This is a genomic window from Dyadobacter linearis (assembly GCF_907165045.1).
GTDB classification, from domain to species: domain Bacteria; phylum Bacteroidota; class Bacteroidia; order Cytophagales; family Spirosomataceae; genus Dyadobacter; species Dyadobacter linearis.
This window is the reverse complement of record NZ_CAJRAU010000003.1, coordinates 519,081-539,509: the sequence shown is the minus strand read 5'-3', so window position 1 is coordinate 539,509 and position 20,429 is coordinate 519,081. Positions and strand designations below refer to the sequence as shown.

Below are 20,429 nucleotides of genomic sequence, written 5' to 3'. Positions count from 1 at the left end.
AAATGCACTCCGTTACTTCTCCCGAACCAAAATTCAGCGCGGTATTGACAATACCGGTTATCGTGGTTTCACTCGGCTACTTTGTCGACGTTTATGACCTGCTACTTTTCAATATTGTAAGAGTTCCGAGTCTGAAAGATCTTGGATTGAGTGAAGAAGAGATTTCAAGAATAGGCGCCAATATCTACAACTGGCAGCAAGCCGGGCTACTGATCGGCGGGTTTCTGTGGGGTATCCTGGGTGATAAGCTGGGCCGGCGCTCGGTACTTTTCGGGTCGATACTAACCTATTCAATAGCCAATATCGCTTGCGGTTTTACACACAATATCGAATTTTATTCGCTGCTCCGATTCATTGCCGGGCTTGGCCTCGCGGGTGAACTAGGTGCGGGCATTACGCTCATTGCTGAGATATTGCCCAAGGAACTGCGGGGTTATGGCGCGTCGGTGGTAGCGAGTGTGGGACTTGCAGGAGCAGTAGCAGCATTCTTTGCAGTGAAGCTAACTGACTGGCGGACAGCTTATTTTATAGGAGGTGGAATGGGATTGGTACTTTTGGTATTGCGGGTAAATGTGCTGGAATCCATAGTATTTAATAAAAGTCTCGAAAACCGCGGTAACAAACCGGTTCCCTGGTGGACGATCTTTACCAACTGGTCGCGCTTCGTGCGTTACATTCGCTGCATGGGGATCGGGCTTCCTACGTATATGGTGATCGGTATCTACTCCACTTTCGGGAACGAGTTTGCCAAAGCGCTCGGGATCGCCGAAGAAGTGCCCGCAGGAACTTGCGTGCTGTACACTTACATTGGCGTAGTGACGGGAGATTTTTTCAGCGGAATATTGAGTCAATGGCTGCGTTCACGCAAGAAAGCGATTTTATTAATGATGGGAATGACGTTAGCCGGCGTGATCTGGTTGATCTTCGGTGGAATTTCCTCGGCCTCCACACTTTACATTTGTTATGCGTGGCTCGGGTTTTCAATAGGCTATATTGCGATGTTCCTGACCACCACAGCCGAGCAGTTCGGTACCAATCTGCGCGCAACCGTTACAACTTCTGTCGCTAATAATGTCCGCGCGACTGTTTTACTTACATTACCTCTGTTCCAGTTCTTAAAACCTGATCTCGGTGTATTGCAGGCCGGTGCATTGGTCGGGTTTCTGTGTTTTGCACTCGCATTAATTTCTTTATTAAAAATGGAAGAGACTTATGGAAAAGAGCTCGACTATGAAGAAGTTTAAGTGACCTACTGACCTGATTCTCCGGCGAATATCAGCTTGTCGGGGGTAGGATATTCAATGAGTTTTGAGAAATCCGTTTTCCAGAAATCCAGGTCGAGTAGCTGGCCGTTTTCATCTTTGGTAAGTGTGATCACAACTGGCACATCGTCCTGGTCGACATATTCCGCCTGGATCAGATCGCCTGCATAAGCGTCCACATTTCCGCCCAGACTAATGCTGCCCATTTTACCACCCTCATATTCATCTACGTTTTCGTTGATCTGAAAATCATTGATATTGAGGTTCACCTGCTTTAATAGCCTGTCGATCAGTTCTTTTTCGTTTTGTCTGATAGGTCTTATATTGTTCATTGAGAAACTGTTTTGTTCCGCCACTGCTCTGCTTTTCTTCCCACAAACCAGAATGAAAGCGCAAGAATGGCGAAGAATATTCCTTTATTGGTGCGATCCCAGAAGTATTCGAAATACCGGGTATATATATTGACGAGGAAGAAAATGAGGCAAAGATCACGCAGCGTATCCAGCCTGTTTTTGAAAGCATAATAGAGTAACCCGGCGAGCAAAATGGTAAATGCGACTGCCCAATACCAAAAATGTCCCTGCTTTAAAATTTTCCAGCCTTCCCAGTCGGCATAGTTGCCAAAAATTGATAATGTCCACGCTGCGAGCAGAAACAGAAACAGCCCGATGGAATAGGTAATTTCTCTGACGAATTTCAACGAATTAATGCGCTGCACGATCCAGGAAGAGGCCCAGATCGCTAACCCGAAAACGGTCATGCGCAGCGGGTAATTCATTCCAAGAAAGCGAAAACCGCCGTCTGACCAGAAGTAAGTCTGCGCGCCCCACCAGCCGGCCAGGGAAAGGATCATTACCGTCCAAAGCAATGTGGAATGCAGCAAAACTGCGATTCCTCCGTACACTACCGCGGTAATAAACAGCGGCACGGCATAGTTGCTGTTTTCATCAGAAAAGCTTCTTGTCCAGTAAGTTACCGCAATGGCGACAGTGAGGATAATCGTGATATTGTAAGCCTCATTGCTGGCACGGGCCTGCGGATATTTGATTTGCCTTCTTTTTGCAAGAAATACAAAAAAGGCGGAGAGCAGCGAGAATGCGATTCCGAATATATTTTCCGAAATACCCCACTTCGTGCGCAGCGTTTCAATCCATTTCTCATCAATAACCAGCGCTCCGAATGCAAGTAAGCCGCAGGAAATCGCAGAGATCAGTGCATAGATCGCGACAGCATCCACATTGGAGTTTCTGAGCTGGTAGCTGCTCCGCAGATCGGCTGCCTGTTCCTTCGAGAGCTTATTGGTTTCTTCCCAAAACTGAATGGCTTTGCTGACGGTTTCTGCCTCTTTTTTATCTAATTCCATTACAATTTTTAGCGTTGATGAATATAATTTCTATGCCTGCTAATCGCACGGAAAAGGCAAAATAAAGCCCGGATTTTCATCCGGGCTAAAACTATCAATTATTTTTTCAATCCTGATAAAAACTCGACTACATCTCTGATTTCCCTCTTCGACATGATCGAGCCCATCGGCGGCATGCTGGAAGGAACGTTTTCGCGTTTCGCAATCCGCGCCGTCGCAATTTTCAGCGGCTCGGCTTCCGAGGTTTTCAGTACCAGCTCGTGTTCGTTTTCCTGCGCCAGGATTCCCGCCGCGCTGGTTCCGTCTTTAAGCGTCAGCACGACCATTCCGTAACCCGGCGACAACCGCGCGCTTGGTTCTACGAGTGCCTGCAAAATTTGTTCACGGGTAAGTACATTGCCAATGTTCGAAAGTGAAGGTCCAACTTCTCCGCCTTGTCCGCCGATCGAGTGACACCTGGAGCATTCGGCTGCCGAGCTGGTCAGAAAGTAACGGCGACCCAGCTGGGCATTCCCGCCGTACAATGCATCCTGGTAGTCAGCCACAGAAGCGCCACTTGTGCGCAGGGGAGCCAGTTTCGCGATCAGTGAAGTTGACTTAGTTGAATCAATCGCTTCTCCCAAATCCAGCGCAAGGCTTGGCGGTAGTTTTTTATCGGTCATCCTTCCGATCAGATCGGTCAGGATAGTTTCCGTTTTTGCTACCGGCAAACTTCCCAGCACTTTCAGCATTTGCTGTTGTTCTCTCACACTGCCTTTTTCAAAAATCGCGTTTGAAATATCAGTAAGTGTTTCTTTTGACATAGTTACACTTCCAACCATACCCAGGGCAGCAGTACGCACGTCGGCGTCGGGATCCGTCATACCCTTTTTCATAACAGTTTCCATTCCTGAATATTTCAGGTTGTTGAGCGCCACAAGCATTGCCGCACGCACTTTCGGATCCTTGTTGTCATTCAGGATTTTAGCAAGAGATTCATTGCTGTCGGTTATACCCAGATTCGTCAACATTTGCGCAGTAGCGATCAAAACAGTCGGGTCACTATCCTGCAAAAGGTCAGCAACAATCGGTTGAACTTTACCTTTGATCGTAGCGGCATTTCTTTCCACCACACCCCGGTAGCGTCCATCCACACGGTCCATTACAGACGGGCTCGCCCACGTTCCGAGGGTAGCAAGTGCCTCAGCCCTGATCTCCTTTTCCACGTCCGTGCGTTTTGCAAAAGCAATCAGATCGTTCAATTGCGCGTCGCCGCCTACTCTTAATGCAGCATTGATCGCGCGACGAAGTAACGGTTCGGATTTGAAGTTCTTATTGTTTAAAGTAGCCGCAAGTGCAGGTAATGCATTTGGGATTGAAAGGTCGTCATTGATCGCACGAGCCGTTTCTGCTACGATATATTCGTCTTTGTCTTTCAGGAAAACGCTGATCTTGTCATTTTTCATTCTGCGCAAAACCAATACAGCCGCTGTACGAAGCGATTTTTCGGGACTGTTTGAAAGTGCCAGAATTGGTTCGGCGTCTCCGATACGTGACAGTGCCAAAACGCCCGCATGACGAATATAAACGTCCTGGTCATTATTCGCTTTGAGCATATTCAATATCGGCGTAACTGCCTCTTTCGACTTGATACGACCTAGTGCCTGCGCCGCAAAGAACTGTGCACGTGGGTTTTTACTTGAAAGCATCGGGATCAGCATCGGGCCAGCTTCCGCAATGCGCGCATCGCCCAGAACTTTGGCAGCTTGAACTGCAATTTCTTCATCCGAATCTTTCAGTAATGTCATTAAAACATTCGCGTAAGACTTATCTATGCTTGCCAGTTGGCCCATTCCCCATATTCCGTGGATCCGGCCGAATTGGTTTGCAGTTTGTGCGATCGCCTTGCTCAATACCGGAGCGCCTTTTGCGCCGCGTGAAGCCAGCTCAAACTGCGCTTTCTGCCGGATACGCATATCTTGGTTAGATAACAATTTCAGCAGCATATCGTCATTTTGCTCGGGATAGTTAAGCTGCATTAGTTTTTTAGTCTCCGCACGCAGCGCTTTCAGGTCATTTTTTTCTTCGGTAACATCCAGTTTCCAAACGCGGCCGTAGTTTTTAGTATCCCAGCCATTGATCCAGTCGGCTACATATAATGCACCGTCCGGGCCGAAGCGAATGCCGGTTGGCAGAATGCCGGAGAGGATATTTTTTTCACCATTTAAAACAAAAGAAGCGCCTTTCGGTTTCAGTCCAAATGCCCAGATCGGCGAGCGGGCGGGGTTACCTACGAATTCAACGAGGAAGAATTTATTTTTCCATTCCGAACCCAGCGCGGTACCCGGGTTGTATTGCATTCCGGTCGGGCCATTTTTGAAATTCTGGATCGGCGGGATAATATATGCAGCCTGACCTTCCCAGCGGGGTTTGAACAGCTGTTCGTCCATCCACACTTTATAATTGTTGTTCTTTGGATCTGTATATTTTCCATACTGCCAGTTCGACCGCCAGCCTGCATCAGAACCTTCCACCACGTGTACCAGACGCTCGCTTTCTCCCGGATGATCCCCATCGTTATCGGAGCTGATCAGGTTTCCATATTCATCAAAAACAAACTCGTGCGTATTGCGTAGTCCGTGTGCAAAAACCTCGAAATCGCTTCCATCTGGATTGGAACGCGCGATGATACCCGAATTAGGATGTTCATGTTTCACACCTTCGGCTGTTGTGATATTGGCACCGATATCACCGATGTTCCAGTAGATCTTTCCGTCCGGACCTTCGATCGGGTTCGACATACCGTGTCCGCCGAAGCCAATATGTACGCCATAACCGTGGCTGATCGACGTTTTTTCGTCAAGCACACCGTCGCCATTTGTATCTCTAAGTCTCCACAAGTCCGGCGCGATCGCAACAAATGCATCTTTCGCGCGTATCAGCAGCCCACCGGCTACGTCACTTACTTCTTCAAAGAAATCGTCCAATATTCTTGTCGAAACATCGGCAATACCGTCATTGTCCGTATCCTGAATTTTCCAAACCTCGTCTTTTTCCACTGCAAGGTCTTTCCAATCGTGCGAGCCGTCGCCGTTGAGGTCTTTCAGCCAGTTATTTTCCTTGCTTTTTTCTGGTGCAAAAGTGCTGCGCAGGAATGCACGGCGCTCCTCCACAGTTTGCAGGCCGATAGAAGCTGTCATCCAGTTCTGGTGACCGCGAATGTCGAATTCCGAGTTTTTCTGACGGTTGGTCCGGTTCAGATACACATTACCCCAGTCATCCATCGCTATTGCAACGGGATCGGGTGCAAGTGAATCCGACGCCCAAAGGTCGAGTTTCAGCCCGTCAGCCAGTTTAATCGAAGTTTTTTCACGAATTTCTTTCGCCCTCGCTTTTCCGGTCGCCGCATCTTCCTTGATAACAAGTGCGGTGCTATTCGTTTTAGAAGTCTTGCCCGCCTTGTAAGTTGAGCCGGTCGGCGCCATTTTCATACAAGACACCACAACCACCGTGGTCGCAGCAAGAAGTAGTAAAGGTTTTTTAAGTTGGATTTTGGGGATCATTGAGATAATTGCTTATGCGGAATAATGTGTTTTCATTGAGAAAACGCATACAAAGTAATCAAAAAGCTCGAAAAATTGAGCTTTTTCTAAGATAGAACTGGCAGGGCGGGGGATTTTATTTAAACGGAAGTTGAAAGGAGTTCTCTGGCTGAGATCGCAAAGTCCGGCATAACCGGCGCGGCAGAGCATATATCCAAATCGGTACAAATGAAGACGTTTTTGCGGGAGGTATAAACGTACACCACCTCATTTTCAGGGTAAATGTGCCAGACGACTTTCACATTTGCATTGAAATATTCGACTAATTTTTCTTCAACGTTTTCAGCGTCATCGGTAGGGGAGATCACCTCAATCAGAAATTCAGGTATAGGTTCTTTCTCCGAGGTTAAAGAAGCATCAATTTGGGTTCCGCTGAAATAGGCAAGGTCCGGGCGCCGCATTTGAATGCCGCTAAGCATTACATCCTGCTCCATAATTAGCGCAGACCCTTTTTGAAAAGCGACAGTCCTGTAAAATAACTGCTGCAGACGCCTGATGATAAACAAATGCTTCTTTTTCAATTTCCCGAATCGAATAATTTTACCGTCGTTCCATTCATATTTAAAGCCATCGACGGATTCCCACTCCTGAAATTCATCCAGGGTGCGCGGTAAAACTGATGATGGGGAACGAAGTATCATAACTGACTGAGTTGTTATAGTTACTTTGCAAATGATCAAATAGGCTAGCATAAATTTACTAAGCCGTACATTACTATCAAAGTCATCTTGGCGGCACACTGAAATCCCCCGGTTAGCAGAAGGATTTCTCAATGGTATAATTTTTTGTTAGAATGCAGCTCAGTGCGCATTTCGTTACTCATAAACTTTTTGAATGGCTATCCAGGTCTTAATTACATTAGTGCTCGTTCTGCTGAACGGTTTTTTCGTTGCTGCCGAGTTTGCCATCGTGAAAATCCGGGCATCCCAATTGGAGCAAAAGGCGCAGGAGGGTAATAAGATGGCCATTTTATCTAAAAAAATTGTCGCCAATCTCGACGGATATCTCGCTGCGACGCAGTTTGGAATTACGCTGGCGAGCCTTGGACTTGGGTGGATCGGGGAGCCGGTTGTTTCCAAGATATTGATTGGTGCGATGGAATTAGTCGGGATTTCCCTGGATCCGGAACTCGCACACCAGATCGCATTACCCACTGCATTTGCGATTATCACCGTTTTGCATATTGTTTTTGGCGAATTGGCGCCGAAATCAATCGCTATTCAACGGCCGGAAGCCACGACGCTGGTATTGTCTTACCCACTCCATATTTTCTTCCTGGTTTTCAGACCAATTGTTTGGATTCTCAATGGGATAGCCAACTTCATATTGAAAGCTGTCGGTATCAGTCCGTCGCACGGAAGTGAAGTGCACAGCAGCGACGAGCTTCGGTATCTGGTTCAGCAGCAAAAGGATAGTGGAATGATTGAAGCTGCTGATTATGATTTGATTAAAAATGCATTCAACTTCTCCGAGCGTCTCGCCAGACAGGTTATGATCCCGCGACCGCAGGTGGTAGGTGTGGATATCAACGATTTCAATGAGGTTAAACTGGAAAAAATAATAGAGGAAGGATATTCAAGAATCCCGGTTTATGAAGATACCCTCGACCAGATCGTCGGTGTGCTGCATTTGAAGGATCTGCTATTAAAAATGCGGCAAGGAAAGGATATCGTATTGCAGGAGCTCGTCAGGCCGATTTCGACTGTTCACGGGTCAAAACCTATTGGTGCCTTGTTGCGAGATTTTCAGGTTAACCGTCAGCAAATGGCCGCAATTGTGGATGAATATGGCGGTTTTGATGGCATTATTACAATGGAAGATATTTTGGAAGAACTGGTTGGGGAGATCCAGGATGAATATGACAACGAAGCGCCGGTTCTTAAAAATGAAGGCGATAACAGCTTTACGGTACAAGGATCGATCTCAATTCAGGATTTGAACGATCGGTTGCCGCACGACCTGAGCAAGCACGCCGACTATGAAACACTGGCTGGATATCTGATCTGGAAATTCGGCCGCATTCCGGCTGTCGGTGAAAAAATCAAGACTAAACATTTTGAATTTACCGTGCTTAAAAAGCAGCGTAGCATGATAAGCCAGGTGAAGATTACGGTTCTGGAGAGCCAGGAATTATTTTAACCAAACTTTCCAGTCAACGAAAAAGATCGGGAACAATTAGCCTACGCCTGATTGTAAAGCTTCAAGACAGTTTCTCTCATTTTGCCGCCTGTTTCACTGAGGATAAATGCAATACCCTCGGCCATATCGGCAGTCGAAATCCACTTGCTAAAATCAGAATCCGGCATTGCTTCCCGGTTGTCGGGCGTGTCGATAATGCTCGGAACAACAACCGAGGCAGTGATATTGCTGGCTTTCCCTTCTGCATTGATCATCTCAGCCATTTGAAACAGCAGCGATTTCGATAGGGTATAAGCAAAACTTCCAGCGCCCTGAGCGGCTACAAGCGCCGGGCGTGCGCCGATAAATATGAGCTGGCCACCCCCATTTGCTTCAAAATGCGCTTTTAAAGGTTTTACCAGATTGAATGCCGTCGAGAAGTTCATTGTGATCATCTTCTCAATATCGGCGGGCGTTGTGTCGGCTAACTTTCCTGGTGCAAAACCTCCGGCCAGGAAAATACCCGCATTGATCCTGCCCGCTTTTTTAATAGCATCTTCAACAAAACCCAAAGCCTGCGTTTCGTCTGAAAGGTCGGCAGGGTAGGTGGAAATTGTTTTTTGGTCAAAGTCTTTCGCTTTTCCGGAATCTCTGATATTAATATGTAAACCATAACCAAGCCCCGACAGTTTTTTCAAAACCTCTCCGCCCAGATTACCGGTCGCCCCGCTGATAATGATCTGTTTTTGCATGGTTATGGTTACTATTAAAGCTATTTATCCAGAATTTCAATCAGGAATTTGCGGAAAGGCTCTGCAAACTCTTTTCTTTTCAATGCAAATTCCACGGTAGTTTTAAGATAATCCAGCTTGTCGCCAATATCGTGGCGCTTGCCTTCGATATGGTGCGCGTAAATGTTCTCGCGTTTCAAAAGCAGCAACAGCGAATCTGTCAGCTGGATCTCGTTATTTTTTCCTTTTGGCGTTTGCTCGATGGTATTAAAAATTTCCGGTGTAAGAATATATCTTCCTGCAATCGCCAGATTCGAAGGTGCAGATTCTATCGAAGGTTTCTCGACGAGTGTCGAAAGCTCCATAATGAAGTCACTAAGCGTTTTGCCACCCACAATACCATATCTGTTGACCTTGTTGGCGGGCACTTCCTCCACCGCGATCACCGATCCGCCATATTGCTCGTAAGTGTCCATTAATTGCTGCGTTACCGGGATCACCGAATCCATAATGGTATCGCCCAGTAAAACTGCAAACGGTTCATTTCCAACGTGATGACGTGCGTAATAAATTGCATCACCCAGTCCGTTTGCTTCTTTCTGGCGAACAAAATGAACATTTGCCATATCTGCAAGTCGGCGCATTTCATTGAACCAAAGCAGATCTTCTTTCTCTTCCAGGCGGCTTTCCAGCTCCACATTCCGGTCAAAATGGTCTTCAATAGCTCTTTTTCCTTTACCCGAAATGATCAGAATATCTTCAATACCCGAGTCAACTGCCTCTTGTACAACATATTGGATAGTAGGAATGTCGATAATCGGAAGCATTTCCTTCGGCATCGATTTGGTAGCTGGTAAAAACCGGGTTCCAAGTCCGGCAGCAGGTATTACGGCTTTGCGAATCATATTGAAGTTGTATTTTTTGGCTGTTGGCTATTAGCTTTTAGCGGTTAGCTTTTTATAAATAAAATGTATTAGTATTGAACTATCGGTTCGTTTTAAGTTTTCTCGCTAAAAGCTAAAAGCTAAAAGCTAAAAGCTAAAAGCTAAAAGCTAAAAGCTAAAAGCTAAAAGCTAAAAGCTAAAACTCAAACCACAAACGGCTTAATAACCCTTGCATTGTGCTTTTTCAGCTGCACGAAAAGTTGGTTAAGCATATCGTCGTCGCGGTAAATACCGATGATCGTACCGCCGGAACCTGCGAATTTGGCTGAGGCACCGCACGCGCGCGCTGCGTTGATCAGCCTTTTGTTTGAGTCGGGTACATTATAAATCTGACAGCGTAGGTCGAAATTTTCATTCATAAGCTGATGCAGATCGTCCGCCCGGCCTTCCATCAGTGCTTTTTTCCCGTCTTCCGCTTTTTGTGCGATCTTGCCAAGTACGTCGATCACGTGCGCCTCGCCCCGGTCGAATCTCGTTCGCACGTCGCTGTGAACCTTTCCGGAAACTTTACTCAGATTGGTATTATAAGCGACATATAGCTTCGGAAGCAGCTCAGGATTAATGCGTTCGTACAATCCGTGACCTTTTTGCTCGATCATATCCTTGTCAAAATCCATGTACACGCAGCCTTCGTAGCATTGAATCACGCGATCCTGCAAGCCGGCTGTAATACCAAGCTCTTCCGTTTCGGTGACCATCACAAGCTGCGGGAGGATTTCCAGCGGGATCTCAACTTTGTAAAACTGCATTAATGCGCGAAAAAGGGCGACTACGATCGCACTTGATCCTGACATACCCACCTGCCGGGGAATGGACGAGCGATAGCGGACAGTGAAGTTTTTGTTTGGCAGACGGATACCCTGATCCTCACAATAATCGCCAAACTTCTTGATACCGGCTTTGATCAGCGGAATTCCGCCGTTATAACCCAGCATACTAACCGTATCGCGCAAATGGAAAATGCTCCGGAAGGTGCTTAAATCTTGTGGCTGAGCCTCAATATGTAGCTCCGGGGACTCGTAAAGTGAAATGGAAGCGCCGAAGTTCCTGACGGAAATCGATATGGTTTTCCCAAAAAATCCGTCAGAAGGATTGCCTAGTAACCCTGCGCGGGCGTAGGCGCGTGTTTCAATGATCAAGGTAAAGTCTTTTTTTGCTAAAAGTAATAACTTATTGACGATACAAAGCCATTTCTACCCCCGCCTGCAAGCAGGACAGCATTTAAATTCTCGAAAGAATGCAAGCCAACCCTTGCTAAACAAAAAAAGCGGGACAATTGCTTGCCCGCGCTTTCTGGAAGAGTCTGGTTTACTTTAATATTATTGCTTCGCTACCTGAATGTTAGCGATCAGTTTTACGTCGTCTCCAACTACTACGCCGCCCGCTTCAGTTACAGCGCTCCATTCAAGACCGAATTCTTTCCGGTTGATTTTGCCCACAACTTCAAAGCCAGACTTGTTATTTCCATAGAAATCGGTCATGTTGCCACCGTATTCCACTGCAAATTCGAATGGTTTTGTAGTGCTTTTAATAGTCAGATCGCCCTTTAATGTATAGCTGTCACTGCCTGATTTTGCCAGTTTACCAGTGAATGAAATTTTCGGATATTTTTCTGATTCAAAGAAGTCACCTGATTTAAGGTGTTCGTCGCGTTGTGCCTGATTGGTATCAATGCTGTTTGTATCAGCTGAAAACGAAACAGTCGCGCCGTCGAAATCTTCTGTTTCGGTCACTACCGATCCTTCGAAAGTCTTGAATGCACCTGTAACTGTTGAGATTACAAGGTGTTTCACTTTGAATTGAATTTCTGAATGTGTCGGGTCAATAACCCAGGTTGAAGTAGCCATAGCAAGTATTGTTTATGTATGTAATAACATTTAATGTATATACATGTAAATTTGAGGAATAGTTTCCTAACAACAAAAAAATCCCGCACAAAATGTACGGGATCTATCGAATAAACTTCCTTGATTATCAGTTCGGCATTGCGAAAATGGCGGGATCAATCTTCGGATTGACTTCAAGCGTTTTAATATGAAGCGCCATTTTGGTGCCGGGCATAGCAGAAGTAGATACTTCGGAAGTAAAAGGATAATAGATGCCGTCAACCTGGCGAAAATCTGACTGCACATTTTCAGATTCAATATCCTGTCCGTTTACATTGGTTTTGGCAATTATTTTAAGGATATAAAAAGTGTCTTTTGAAATGTAGTTCACGCGTTTCACACCGTTTTTCAGTGTCATAGTAACCTTGTAAACTTTGGCGCCAGCTAAATCTTCTTCACCGTCGAGCGTCAGCTGATATCCTTTTTGCTTGTAGTTATATAATCCCGTCAAATCCGTCTCCGATGCCATCGACTTCACAGCTTCTTCTGGAAGAGCAGTAGCTTTGTTGTTTCCGGTCATCGGGTTGATCGACCAGCCGGTATTGCCATTAATCGCCTGCACGATTGTTGCTCCCTGCACAGTGGTCTCACTTCTGAAACCCTGATTTTGAACGATCGTAGTATTAATAGGTACCTGCATATTCATCACATCCATTTCGGCAGTGATTTTCATGCTTTGCAGTTTGGAAAGTTTGTCTTCCCCACCCATTGCCTTAATATGCTTCGCCACAATTTCATCGACATTCTGCGCAGAAATCGTCTGAAAAACTCCGGCCGAAAGTAGCAGGAAGAATATGTTTAAATAGGTTGTTTTTCTCATTGTTGAAATGGTTGTTATGAACCAAATATAGCAACAAAAAAACGAGCGAACATTTATGTCCGCTCGTTTTGTATTGGATCAGTTTCCTGATTTCTAGTTTTTCAGCGCCTCGGCTCCACCTACAATTTCAAGGATTTCCTTGGTAATTGCGGCCTGACGGGTACGGTTATAAACCAGTTTCAAATCTTTCAAAAGCTCCTGGGCATTTTCAGTCGCCTTGTCCATTGCGGTCATCCGCGCACCTTGTTCTGATGCGTTCGAATCCAGAACCGCTCTGTACAATTGAATTTTAAGTGATTTTGGAATCAATTCAGTCAGAATTTCTTCCTCAGAGGGTTCGAAAATATAGTTAACCTCTGCTTTCTTGCTGTTCGCTGGTCTTGCTTCAGTCGGGATCGGCAAATACCGGTCTGCGTGGATGATCTGCGTTGCTACGTTTTTAAATTCGTTATAAACCAGATCCACAGCATCATAGCGACCGTCTGTAAATGCTTTCATGATTTCCTCGGCAGCAAGTTTCACATTAACGAAACTTAATCTTCCGAACAAATCGGTATAACCGATATTCACGAGCATTCCGCGACGGGTGAGTGACTCAGCGCCTTTTTTACCGATTGCAAATATCTCAACATTCCCCTTGCGAGCCTGTTCAGCATATTTTTGATCGATCAGTGCTAATGTCGCTTTAATGATATTGGTATTAAAAGCACCGCACAACCCACGGTCAGAAGTGATCACTACGATCAGAACTTTCTCAACCGGGCGTATCGCCTTTAATGGACTGTCACCAGAAGTTTCTGCTCCGGCAGAGACAGTCGCAAGCATTTCACTCAATTTCTGGGCGTAGGGGCGCATTTGCATGATACCGTCCTGAGCCCTGCGCAGTTTCGCAGCAGCGACCATTTTCATCGCCTTTGTGATCTGCTGCGTAGAGTTTACCGAAACAATTCGGCTACGTACTTCTTTTAAGCTTGCCATTATTTGGAAGTTTAAAACATATCCGGTGCCCACACCGGTGGATATAAATGGGAAAGGAGCCAGACGAAAAATCTGACTCCTCAATAATTATTGATATTTAGCAGCAACTTCTCTGGCAACCTTTTCGATAACGTCTGTAACGCTGTTATCCAGCTTACCAGCACGCAATGCAACAAGTGCCTCTTTGTATTGTCCGCTCAAAACGGTCAGGAAGTCTTTTTCGAATTCCTTCACACGGTTCACATCTACTTTATCAAGCAAACCTTTTGTAGAAGCATATACCGTAGCAACCTGCTGTTCAACAGGAACTGGTGCATATTGAGGTTGTTTCAAAACTTCCTGATTACGACGACCACGGTCGATAGCAAGCTTGGTAGCCGCATCCAGGTCAGAACCGAATTTCGCGAAAGCTTCTAGCTCGCGGAATTGCGCCTGATCCAGTTTAAGTGTACCAGATACTTTTTTCATCGATTTGATCTGCGCATTACCACCCACACGGGATACCGAGATACCTACGTTGATCGCAGGACGGATACCTGAGTTAAAGAGGTTGGATTCAAGGAAGATCTGTCCGTCGGTAATAGAAATTACGTTCGTTGGAATATATGCCGAAACGTCACCAGCCTGGGTTTCAATGATCGGGAGTGCAGTTAATGAACCACCACCTTTCACGATACCTTTCAATGATGGGGGAAGGTCATTCATATTCCTTGCAATACTATCATCCGCGATGATTTTTGCAGCACGTTCCAAAAGGCGGCTGTGCAGATAAAATACGTCACCTGGGTAAGCTTCGCGGCCCGGAGGACGACGCAGCAGCAGAGAGACTTCGCGATAAGCTACCGCCTGTTTTGAAAGGTCATCATAGATAACCAATGCAGGGCGGCCGGTATCACGGAAAAATTCTCCGATCGCAGCACCTGTAAACGGCGCGTAAAATTGCATTGGAGAAGGATCAGAAGCACCTGCAGCTACGATCACAGTGTAATCCATTGCACCGTACTTGCGAAGTGTTGCTTCAATTCCTTTAATAGTCGACGCTTTCTGGCCGCAGGCTACATAAATACAGTAAACCGGCTCGCCTTTGTCGAAATATTCTTTCTGATTGATGATCGTATCGATCGCCACAGCTGTTTTACCAGTCTGGCGGTCACCAATGATCAACTCGCGCTGACCACGGCCGATAGGAATCATCGCATCGATTGCTTTAATACCTGTCTGAAGAGGCTCTGTTACCGGCTGGCGGTAAATAACACCAGGAGCTTTACGCTCGATAGGCATCTCGTAAAGGTCCCCAAGAATAGGGCCGTTACCGTCAATGGGTTCAGCAAGGGTATTGACAACACGTCCGATCACTCCATCACCTACCTTTACAGAGGCAATTTCTTTCGTACGCTTTACTGTCGCGCCTTCCTTAATGTCACTGAAATCTCCAAGCAAAACGGCTCCGACATTGTCTTCTTCCAGGTTGAGAGCCAAGGCTTTAAGGCCTGTCTCGAAAACAAGCAGCTCACCTGCCTGTACCTGGGAGAGTCCGTAAATGCGGGCTACACCGTCACCAATCTGGAGAACTGTGCCTACTTCTTCGAGCTCTGCTTCTGATCTGGCGCCTGCGAGTTGTTCGCGCAGGATAGCCGAAACTTCATCCGGTCTAACAGATACCATAGTATAATTGACTTATTTAGAGTATAGTAGTAAGTTTTTGAAAACTGCCGCAAAGGTAGTGTTTAATTCTGGTAAAAACAGAATGTTTTGGATACTATAATTAGGAATAAACGCCCTTAAATAAATTAGATTTTTCCAAGTGTGCTGCTCGCAAAGGCTTGTGCAACGTTGTTTACCGTTTGTCAGTCTTTGGGAACATTTTTAAAACTTTTTTAGGTACTATTTGTGTTTTTGTTGTAATTGAATTCGTTAATGTCACTTATATCTAGAAAATATTATTTTATCGTCCACCAGTCAGTATAATGTACAAATTAGAAAAAACCATTTTAGCAGCGTTGGTACTAGGATTTTTTGTAACGGCGGAAAGCAATGCACAGACTATCAAGAAAACAACTAAACCTACCACCCCGGTAAAGAAAGCGCCGGCAGCAACCACAAAAGCAGCAGCAACTCCATTAGTACTCAAAAATCAGATGGATTCTTTGTCAGCCGCGATCGGAGTAAGCTTTTCAGGTTCGCTGGCCTCACAGGGTGTGGAAAATATTAATACAGAAGTGCTTACAAAAACGATCAACGCAGCGTTGAAAGGTGGCAAGACGGTATTCACGGCAGACGAAGCCAATGCATTTATAGGTAGCTATTTTCAGAAAATCATGGAAGAAAAAGGAGCAGGAGTTCGTACCGAAGGACAAAAATTTTTGGAAGAAAATAAAAAGCGCACTGGCGTAACCACCACTGAAAGCGGCTTGCAATATGAGGTTATCAAAACCGGCGACGGGCCCAAACCTGCGGCGACCGACAAGGTGAAAACGCATTACCACGGCACGCTTACAAATGGAACGATTTTTGACAGTTCTGTTGACCGTGGAGAGCCGGTTGAGTTTCCTGTAAATGGTGTAATTAAAGGATGGACAGAAGCGCTTCAGTTAATGCCCGTAGGTTCGAAATGGAAACTGTTTATACCCTACGACCTTGCTTACGGCGAACGCGCCGCAGGACCTCAGATACCCGCTTATTCCGCATTGGTGTTCGAGGTCGAATTATTAGAAATTGTTAAATAGGAAAACATCAACAATGAGAAAGTACCTAATCACTCTTATTCCGGTTGTGTTGCTCGGATGGCAATGGGGCCCTGTTCAGGATCATGCGACGACAGTGCCTGCTGTTGGTACCTCCATGGAGGACGATATCAAGCCAATCCCTGCTCAATACAAAGCGGAGGAGTTGACTACGCGTATTTTGTCAAGTTATCATTATAGAAAGACCAAATTAAACGACTCGCTGTCAGCTGCGATTTTTGATAAGTATATTGATGGAATAGATCACGGAAAGCTGTATTATCTGGCAGAGGATCTTAATAATTTTGAGCAATACAAAAATTCCTTCGATGACTATTTGCAGAAACGCGAACTGGACGTACCCTTTCAGATCTACAACGTTTTCAGAAAACGCTACAAAGAAAGAAGTGATTACATTCAAAATCTCCTGGGGCAGCCGAAACCATTTGATTTCACAGCTGACGAATCTATGGACACGGATAGGGAAAAAGCTGCCTGGGCCAAAAATACCGATGAGCTGAATGATACCTGGCGCAAATACCTAAAAAGTGAAGCGCTGGATCTGAAACTTTCAGGAAAAGCAGATACAGCAGTAATTTCAACACTTCGTGATCGCTACAAAAACCGCGATCGTGCATTGGGCCGTATTCGTACTGAACAAGTTTTTCAAATGTTTATGAATGCTTATGCAGAGTCTATGGACCCGCATACCAGCTACATGGCGCCTACTTCCGCAGACCGTTTCAAGCAGGAAATGAGCCAGTCTCTGGAAGGTATTGGTGCATTGCTTCGGGAAGAAGATAATTATATAAAGATCGTTGAAGTAATTCCGGGCGGACCTGCATTTAAGGGAAAGCAACTCAAAAAGGAAGATAAGATCGTAGCAGTTGCGCAAGGCGACGAGGGTAAAATGGTTGATATCATAGGCTGGTTTGTTGACGATGCTGTAAAGCTGATCAAAGGCCCGAAATCGACCGTAGTACGTTTGCAGGTAATATCAGCAGATGCATTGCCCGGATCTACGCCGAAGGAATATCGTCTGGTTCGTGAAAAGATCAAGCTGGAAGAGCAGCGTGCGAAAAGCGAGATTGTTTCTGTAAATAATTCAAACAAAACCTTTAAGATAGGAGTGATTGATATTCCATTGTTCTACCGCGACTTCGAAGGCGCGCAGCACAAGGAAAAGGAATTTTCAAGCACAACTCGTGACGTTCAAAAGTTGATAACTGAATTACAGGCTTCAAATGTCGATGGTATTGTGATCGACCTGAGAAATAATGGCGGTGGTTCGTTGACTGAGGCGGTTTCTTTGACAGGATTATTTATCAACAGAGGCCCGGTTGTTCAGGTGAAAGAGGGTCAGGGTGAAATTGAAGTTCAATCTGATAATGATCCTGCAATTGCTTATGATGGTCCTATGGCTGTTATGGTTAATAGGTTCAGTGCTTCTGCATCGGAGATTTTCGCAGCGGCGATCCAGGATTATAAGCGTGGTATCATCGTCGGCGAGCAGACCTACGGAAAAGGTACCGTACAAACCCTGATTGATCTCAACCAGTGGGTGCCGAAAGAAACGGATCAGCTTGGACAGGTGAAGTTGACAGTAGCGAAATTTTACCGGATCAACGGAAGCAGCACGCAATTGAAAGGTGTGATGCCGGATCTGGAATTACCTACTGCATTTAAGGAAAATGAATACGGTGAAGGTTCTCAGCCAAGTGCATTGCCTTGGGATCAGATTCCGTCATCAAGATATGACCTGGCGAATAACATCAATCCAAAAGTGATCGACCAGCTTCGCGACAAATACAAGCAACGGTTGAAGTCGGACGAAGAATTGAAAACATTGGCTAAGACGCTGGAAGAATTCAAAGTAGCCCGCGAAAATAAGATTGTCTCTTTGCAAGAATCCAAAAGGAAGATCGAAAGGGATGAAGCTGAGAAGAAAAGAGCTGCCATGAAGCAACTTGGTGAAGATACTACCGATGGAGAAGAGGACGAAGATGCTGATCCAAAAGCAGCAGAAGCGCCAAAGGAGGCCAAAAAGAAAAAGGATATTTACCTGACAGAAACCGGCAGAATGCTAGCCGACCTGATCGTAATTTCCAAAGAGCCAAGCTTCGCCGGGAACAAGAAGAAACAATAATTAAATAAAGCAGTCAATATGAAAGCAGCTCGTTTCGGGCTGCTTTTTTTGTTTATTCAGGGATTCTGTCCAGCTTCTCGTCCACATACTTGATTTCTAGCAACAAGAGTTGAATTGTCCGCTTATTCTTATACGCAATGGGAAGCTGTTTTACCAATGAATCGAGCTTATGAAGGCTATCTGGCGGAAAGTAATCGAAAGCATTCTGTTTGAATTCCAGTTGAGTAGGCCATTCTAGCCTAATATCCATCATCGTATTATCAGCCTGATCCAATCTGCCCGACAGACACTCTGACCGTAAATTATTTATCAGTAAATGCAAACGGGCTCGACGACTTGATTCGATTTTACCAGCTGCCGCACGTTCTTTTTCAGTGTGATGAATGGCAAGAGCCAGTAGCAAAATGATAAATGCGAGATACATGGTTCTTGCTTTTAAAAGCATAGGCGGGTCTTTAAGGCCGGACGGTTTTATCTGTTTTTGGGAGTTCCAAATGTGATGGAAATTGAGAGGAACTTGTTAACTATTGATTATACGCTTACAACGCGTTATCCAAAGGAGTGGAAAGCTTCGTTATTTGCGGTCAATATGCTTTTCGTAGAATAGCGCCATTTCTTCGGGCGACTCGAAGCCTAGATAATTGGCAATTTTAAGTGCAACGCAATCGGCTATGTGAATCTTGCCATTTTCAAGCTTACTGATTGATTGCTGGCGAACATTTAGCAATTGTGCGATCTCAATCTGCTTGATTCCTTTCATCATTCTAATTGCCCTAATTTTTTCACTAAAGTCAGGCATAGATCTATTCATAGAGTTAGTGTGCGTGTTAAAGTCTGCAAAATATAATAAAACGATCCTGCGATCAAGTTGTAAAATACAACTCATCAAAGTGTTTACTACAACCATTTTATTTTTGTCGTGGCTGTCAGAATATTTCTCTTTGCTGATGTAAATCAACTATATTCTGTGGACTGGCTTACGAGCGTGGCAACCAATGCAGACCATATTCAAGGATATGGTGTAAATCGCACAAATGACCCTGGAAACACAACTTTTAATATCAGAAGAGCACGGTAGCCTGATTCATTATGGTATTGAAAAAGTGCTTAATGCTTCTGCTGAAATGTACGTTGCTAATCTTCTTTGTGCCTGGTTGTGAAAATGCTGGGGAAGTTGCAGCAGAAGTTGAGGGAAATAAAATCTATTTAAGAGAGGTTGACAACCTGATCAGCAATTCGCTGCATGAATACCTTTCTGCGATTTATGACGCGCGGTCGATAGCGACTACCGAGATTATCGCCAGGAAATTGATTGAAATTGACGCAAAAGCGCGAAATATTTCGTTTGATTCTGCATTAGCCGCTGGGACTATGAGGATAGGAGAGAAGATTAGTTTAAAAGAATATATCAAGGTAAACGGATTACAGAACGGAGTATTCGACGAAGCAAATCCATTGAATCTCGTCGATTTGAAAACTGATGAAGGTGCGAAAATTCTAGAATCAAGTTATCAAAAGCATTTAAAGATCCGTTATGATAGCAGAATGTGCGGCGCAACACGGGAGGTTTTGGGAGGCGCATGATCTACTGTACGAAAGCGTGCCTGTTGACCCTATTGATTTCTCACAGATTTATGATAAACTGGGATTAAGAAATGTGGCCTGTAAGGATTCTCTAAAGCTAGTTTCTCGAATTTCGTTAAGCATGAATAACTTGCGCTCATTAGGAATCACTTCAACGCCCACAATGCTGATCAACGATCGTGTTTATTACGGCCCGTTAACTTTTGACGCTATTGAGCGTTTTATGAATGACCTTTTCATAAAACCTTAGCCCCATGAAAAACATATTCCTATTTACTTTTTTTGCTGGTCTT

Annotated in this window: 19 protein-coding genes; 6 read left to right on the top strand and 13 right to left on the bottom strand. The window is 45.1% G+C overall.

Features of this window, described 5'->3' with window-relative positions:
- Window positions 1-2: 2 nt before the first annotated feature.
- The gene (locus KOD92_RS12750) at window positions 3-1,244 is read left to right on the top strand and encodes an MFS transporter (RefSeq protein WP_215233952.1); all 1,242 of its coding nucleotides are present in this window, start codon (window positions 3-5) and stop codon (window positions 1,242-1,244) included.
- Between the two features lie 5 nt (window positions 1,245-1,249).
- Here the strand turns inward: KOD92_RS12750 and KOD92_RS12745 are convergent, their stop codons facing one another.
- The 4 genes from KOD92_RS12745 to KOD92_RS12730 all read right to left on the bottom strand — a co-directional run bounded on the left by KOD92_RS12745 (window position 1,250) and on the right by KOD92_RS12730 (window position 6,847).
- Window positions 1,250-1,594 (bottom strand): DUF6984 family protein, encoded by a 345-nt coding sequence (locus KOD92_RS12745; RefSeq protein WP_215233951.1) that lies wholly within the window; start codon window positions 1,592-1,594, stop codon window positions 1,250-1,252.
- Entirely contained in the window at window positions 1,591-2,625 is a 1,035-nt protein-coding gene (locus KOD92_RS12740) for a hypothetical protein (protein WP_215233950.1), read from the bottom strand. The genes KOD92_RS12745 and KOD92_RS12740 overlap by 4 nt, the downstream gene beginning before the upstream one ends.
- 98 nt (window positions 2,626-2,723) lie before the next feature.
- Window positions 2,724-6,167: a DUF7133 domain-containing protein gene (locus tag KOD92_RS12735; protein WP_215233949.1), complete on the bottom strand. Its 3,444-nt coding sequence runs from the start codon at window positions 6,165-6,167 to the stop codon at window positions 2,724-2,726.
- A gap of 119 nt (window positions 6,168-6,286) precedes the next feature.
- Window positions 6,287-6,847, bottom strand: coding sequence for a Uma2 family endonuclease (locus KOD92_RS12730; protein ID WP_215233948.1), 561 nt, complete (start codon window positions 6,845-6,847; stop codon window positions 6,287-6,289).
- Window positions 6,848-7,040: 193 nt separating this feature from the next.
- On the opposite strand from KOD92_RS12730, the gene KOD92_RS12725 reads away from it, so the two are divergent.
- Entirely contained in the window at window positions 7,041-8,345 is a 1,305-nt protein-coding gene (locus tag KOD92_RS12725) for a hemolysin family protein (RefSeq protein WP_215233947.1), read from the top strand.
- A gap of 41 nt (window positions 8,346-8,386) precedes the next feature.
- Here the strand turns inward: KOD92_RS12725 and KOD92_RS12720 are convergent, their stop codons facing one another.
- The 7 genes from KOD92_RS12720 to atpA all read right to left on the bottom strand — a co-directional run bounded on the left by KOD92_RS12720 (window position 8,387) and on the right by atpA (window position 15,348).
- The gene (locus tag KOD92_RS12720; protein WP_215233946.1) at window positions 8,387-9,076 is read right to left on the bottom strand and encodes an SDR family NAD(P)-dependent oxidoreductase; all 690 of its coding nucleotides are present in this window, start codon (window positions 9,074-9,076) and stop codon (window positions 8,387-8,389) included.
- Between the two features lie 20 nt (window positions 9,077-9,096).
- On the bottom strand, window positions 9,097-9,960 hold the full coding sequence (gene galU, locus KOD92_RS12715; protein WP_215233945.1) for a UTP--glucose-1-phosphate uridylyltransferase GalU: 864 nt from the start codon (window positions 9,958-9,960) through the stop codon (window positions 9,097-9,099).
- A gap of 182 nt (window positions 9,961-10,142) precedes the next feature.
- A complete protein-coding gene (locus KOD92_RS12710; protein ID WP_215233944.1) occupies window positions 10,143-11,138 on the bottom strand; it encodes a mevalonate kinase family protein in 996 nt (331 codons plus the stop codon).
- Window positions 11,139-11,318: 180 nt separating this feature from the next.
- Window positions 11,319-11,846: a YceI family protein gene (locus tag KOD92_RS12705; RefSeq protein WP_215233943.1), complete on the bottom strand. Its 528-nt coding sequence runs from the start codon at window positions 11,844-11,846 to the stop codon at window positions 11,319-11,321.
- 127 nt (window positions 11,847-11,973) lie between these two features.
- Window positions 11,974-12,705, bottom strand: coding sequence for an outer membrane lipoprotein-sorting protein (locus tag KOD92_RS12700; RefSeq protein ID WP_215233942.1), 732 nt, complete (start codon window positions 12,703-12,705; stop codon window positions 11,974-11,976).
- Between the two features lie 93 nt (window positions 12,706-12,798).
- On the bottom strand, window positions 12,799-13,683 hold the full coding sequence (gene atpG, locus KOD92_RS12695) for an ATP synthase F1 subunit gamma (protein ID WP_215233941.1): 885 nt from the start codon (window positions 13,681-13,683) through the stop codon (window positions 12,799-12,801).
- A gap of 87 nt (window positions 13,684-13,770) precedes the next feature.
- The gene (atpA, locus tag KOD92_RS12690; protein ID WP_215233940.1) at window positions 13,771-15,348 is read right to left on the bottom strand and encodes a F0F1 ATP synthase subunit alpha; all 1,578 of its coding nucleotides are present in this window, start codon (window positions 15,346-15,348) and stop codon (window positions 13,771-13,773) included.
- A 302-nt stretch (window positions 15,349-15,650) separates the two neighbouring features.
- Between atpA and KOD92_RS12685 the strand changes: the two genes are divergently transcribed.
- Together KOD92_RS12685 and KOD92_RS12680 are read left to right on the top strand one after the other, a co-directional pair.
- Window positions 15,651-16,409: an FKBP-type peptidyl-prolyl cis-trans isomerase gene (locus KOD92_RS12685; RefSeq protein WP_215233939.1), complete on the top strand. Its 759-nt coding sequence runs from the start codon at window positions 15,651-15,653 to the stop codon at window positions 16,407-16,409.
- Window positions 16,410-16,422: 13 nt separating this feature from the next.
- Window positions 16,423-18,552, top strand: a complete 2,130-nt coding sequence (locus KOD92_RS12680; protein ID WP_215233938.1) for a carboxy terminal-processing peptidase — start codon at window positions 16,423-16,425, stop codon at window positions 18,550-18,552.
- A 52-nt stretch (window positions 18,553-18,604) separates the two neighbouring features.
- Here KOD92_RS12680 and KOD92_RS12675 read toward each other — a convergent pair whose 3' ends face one another.
- A complete protein-coding gene (locus KOD92_RS12675; RefSeq protein ID WP_215233937.1) occupies window positions 18,605-18,997 on the bottom strand; it encodes a hypothetical protein in 393 nt (130 codons plus the stop codon).
- 129 nt (window positions 18,998-19,126) lie between these two features.
- The gene (locus KOD92_RS12670; RefSeq protein ID WP_255567388.1) at window positions 19,127-19,351 is read right to left on the bottom strand and encodes a helix-turn-helix domain-containing protein; all 225 of its coding nucleotides are present in this window, start codon (window positions 19,349-19,351) and stop codon (window positions 19,127-19,129) included.
- 311 nt (window positions 19,352-19,662) lie between these two features.
- On the opposite strand from KOD92_RS12670, the gene KOD92_RS12665 reads away from it, so the two are divergent.
- Both KOD92_RS12665 and KOD92_RS27720 read left to right on the top strand, forming a co-directional pair.
- Window positions 19,663-20,136, top strand: a complete 474-nt coding sequence (locus KOD92_RS12665) for a hypothetical protein (RefSeq protein ID WP_215233935.1) — start codon at window positions 19,663-19,665, stop codon at window positions 20,134-20,136.
- Window positions 20,087-20,386 carry a DsbA family protein gene (locus KOD92_RS27720; RefSeq protein WP_215233934.1) on the top strand — a complete coding sequence of 100 codons (300 nt, stop codon included), beginning with the start codon at window positions 20,087-20,089 and terminating at the stop codon, window positions 20,384-20,386. Before KOD92_RS12665 ends, KOD92_RS27720 begins: the two co-directional genes overlap by 50 nt.
- Window positions 20,387-20,429: the final 43 nt, after the last annotated feature.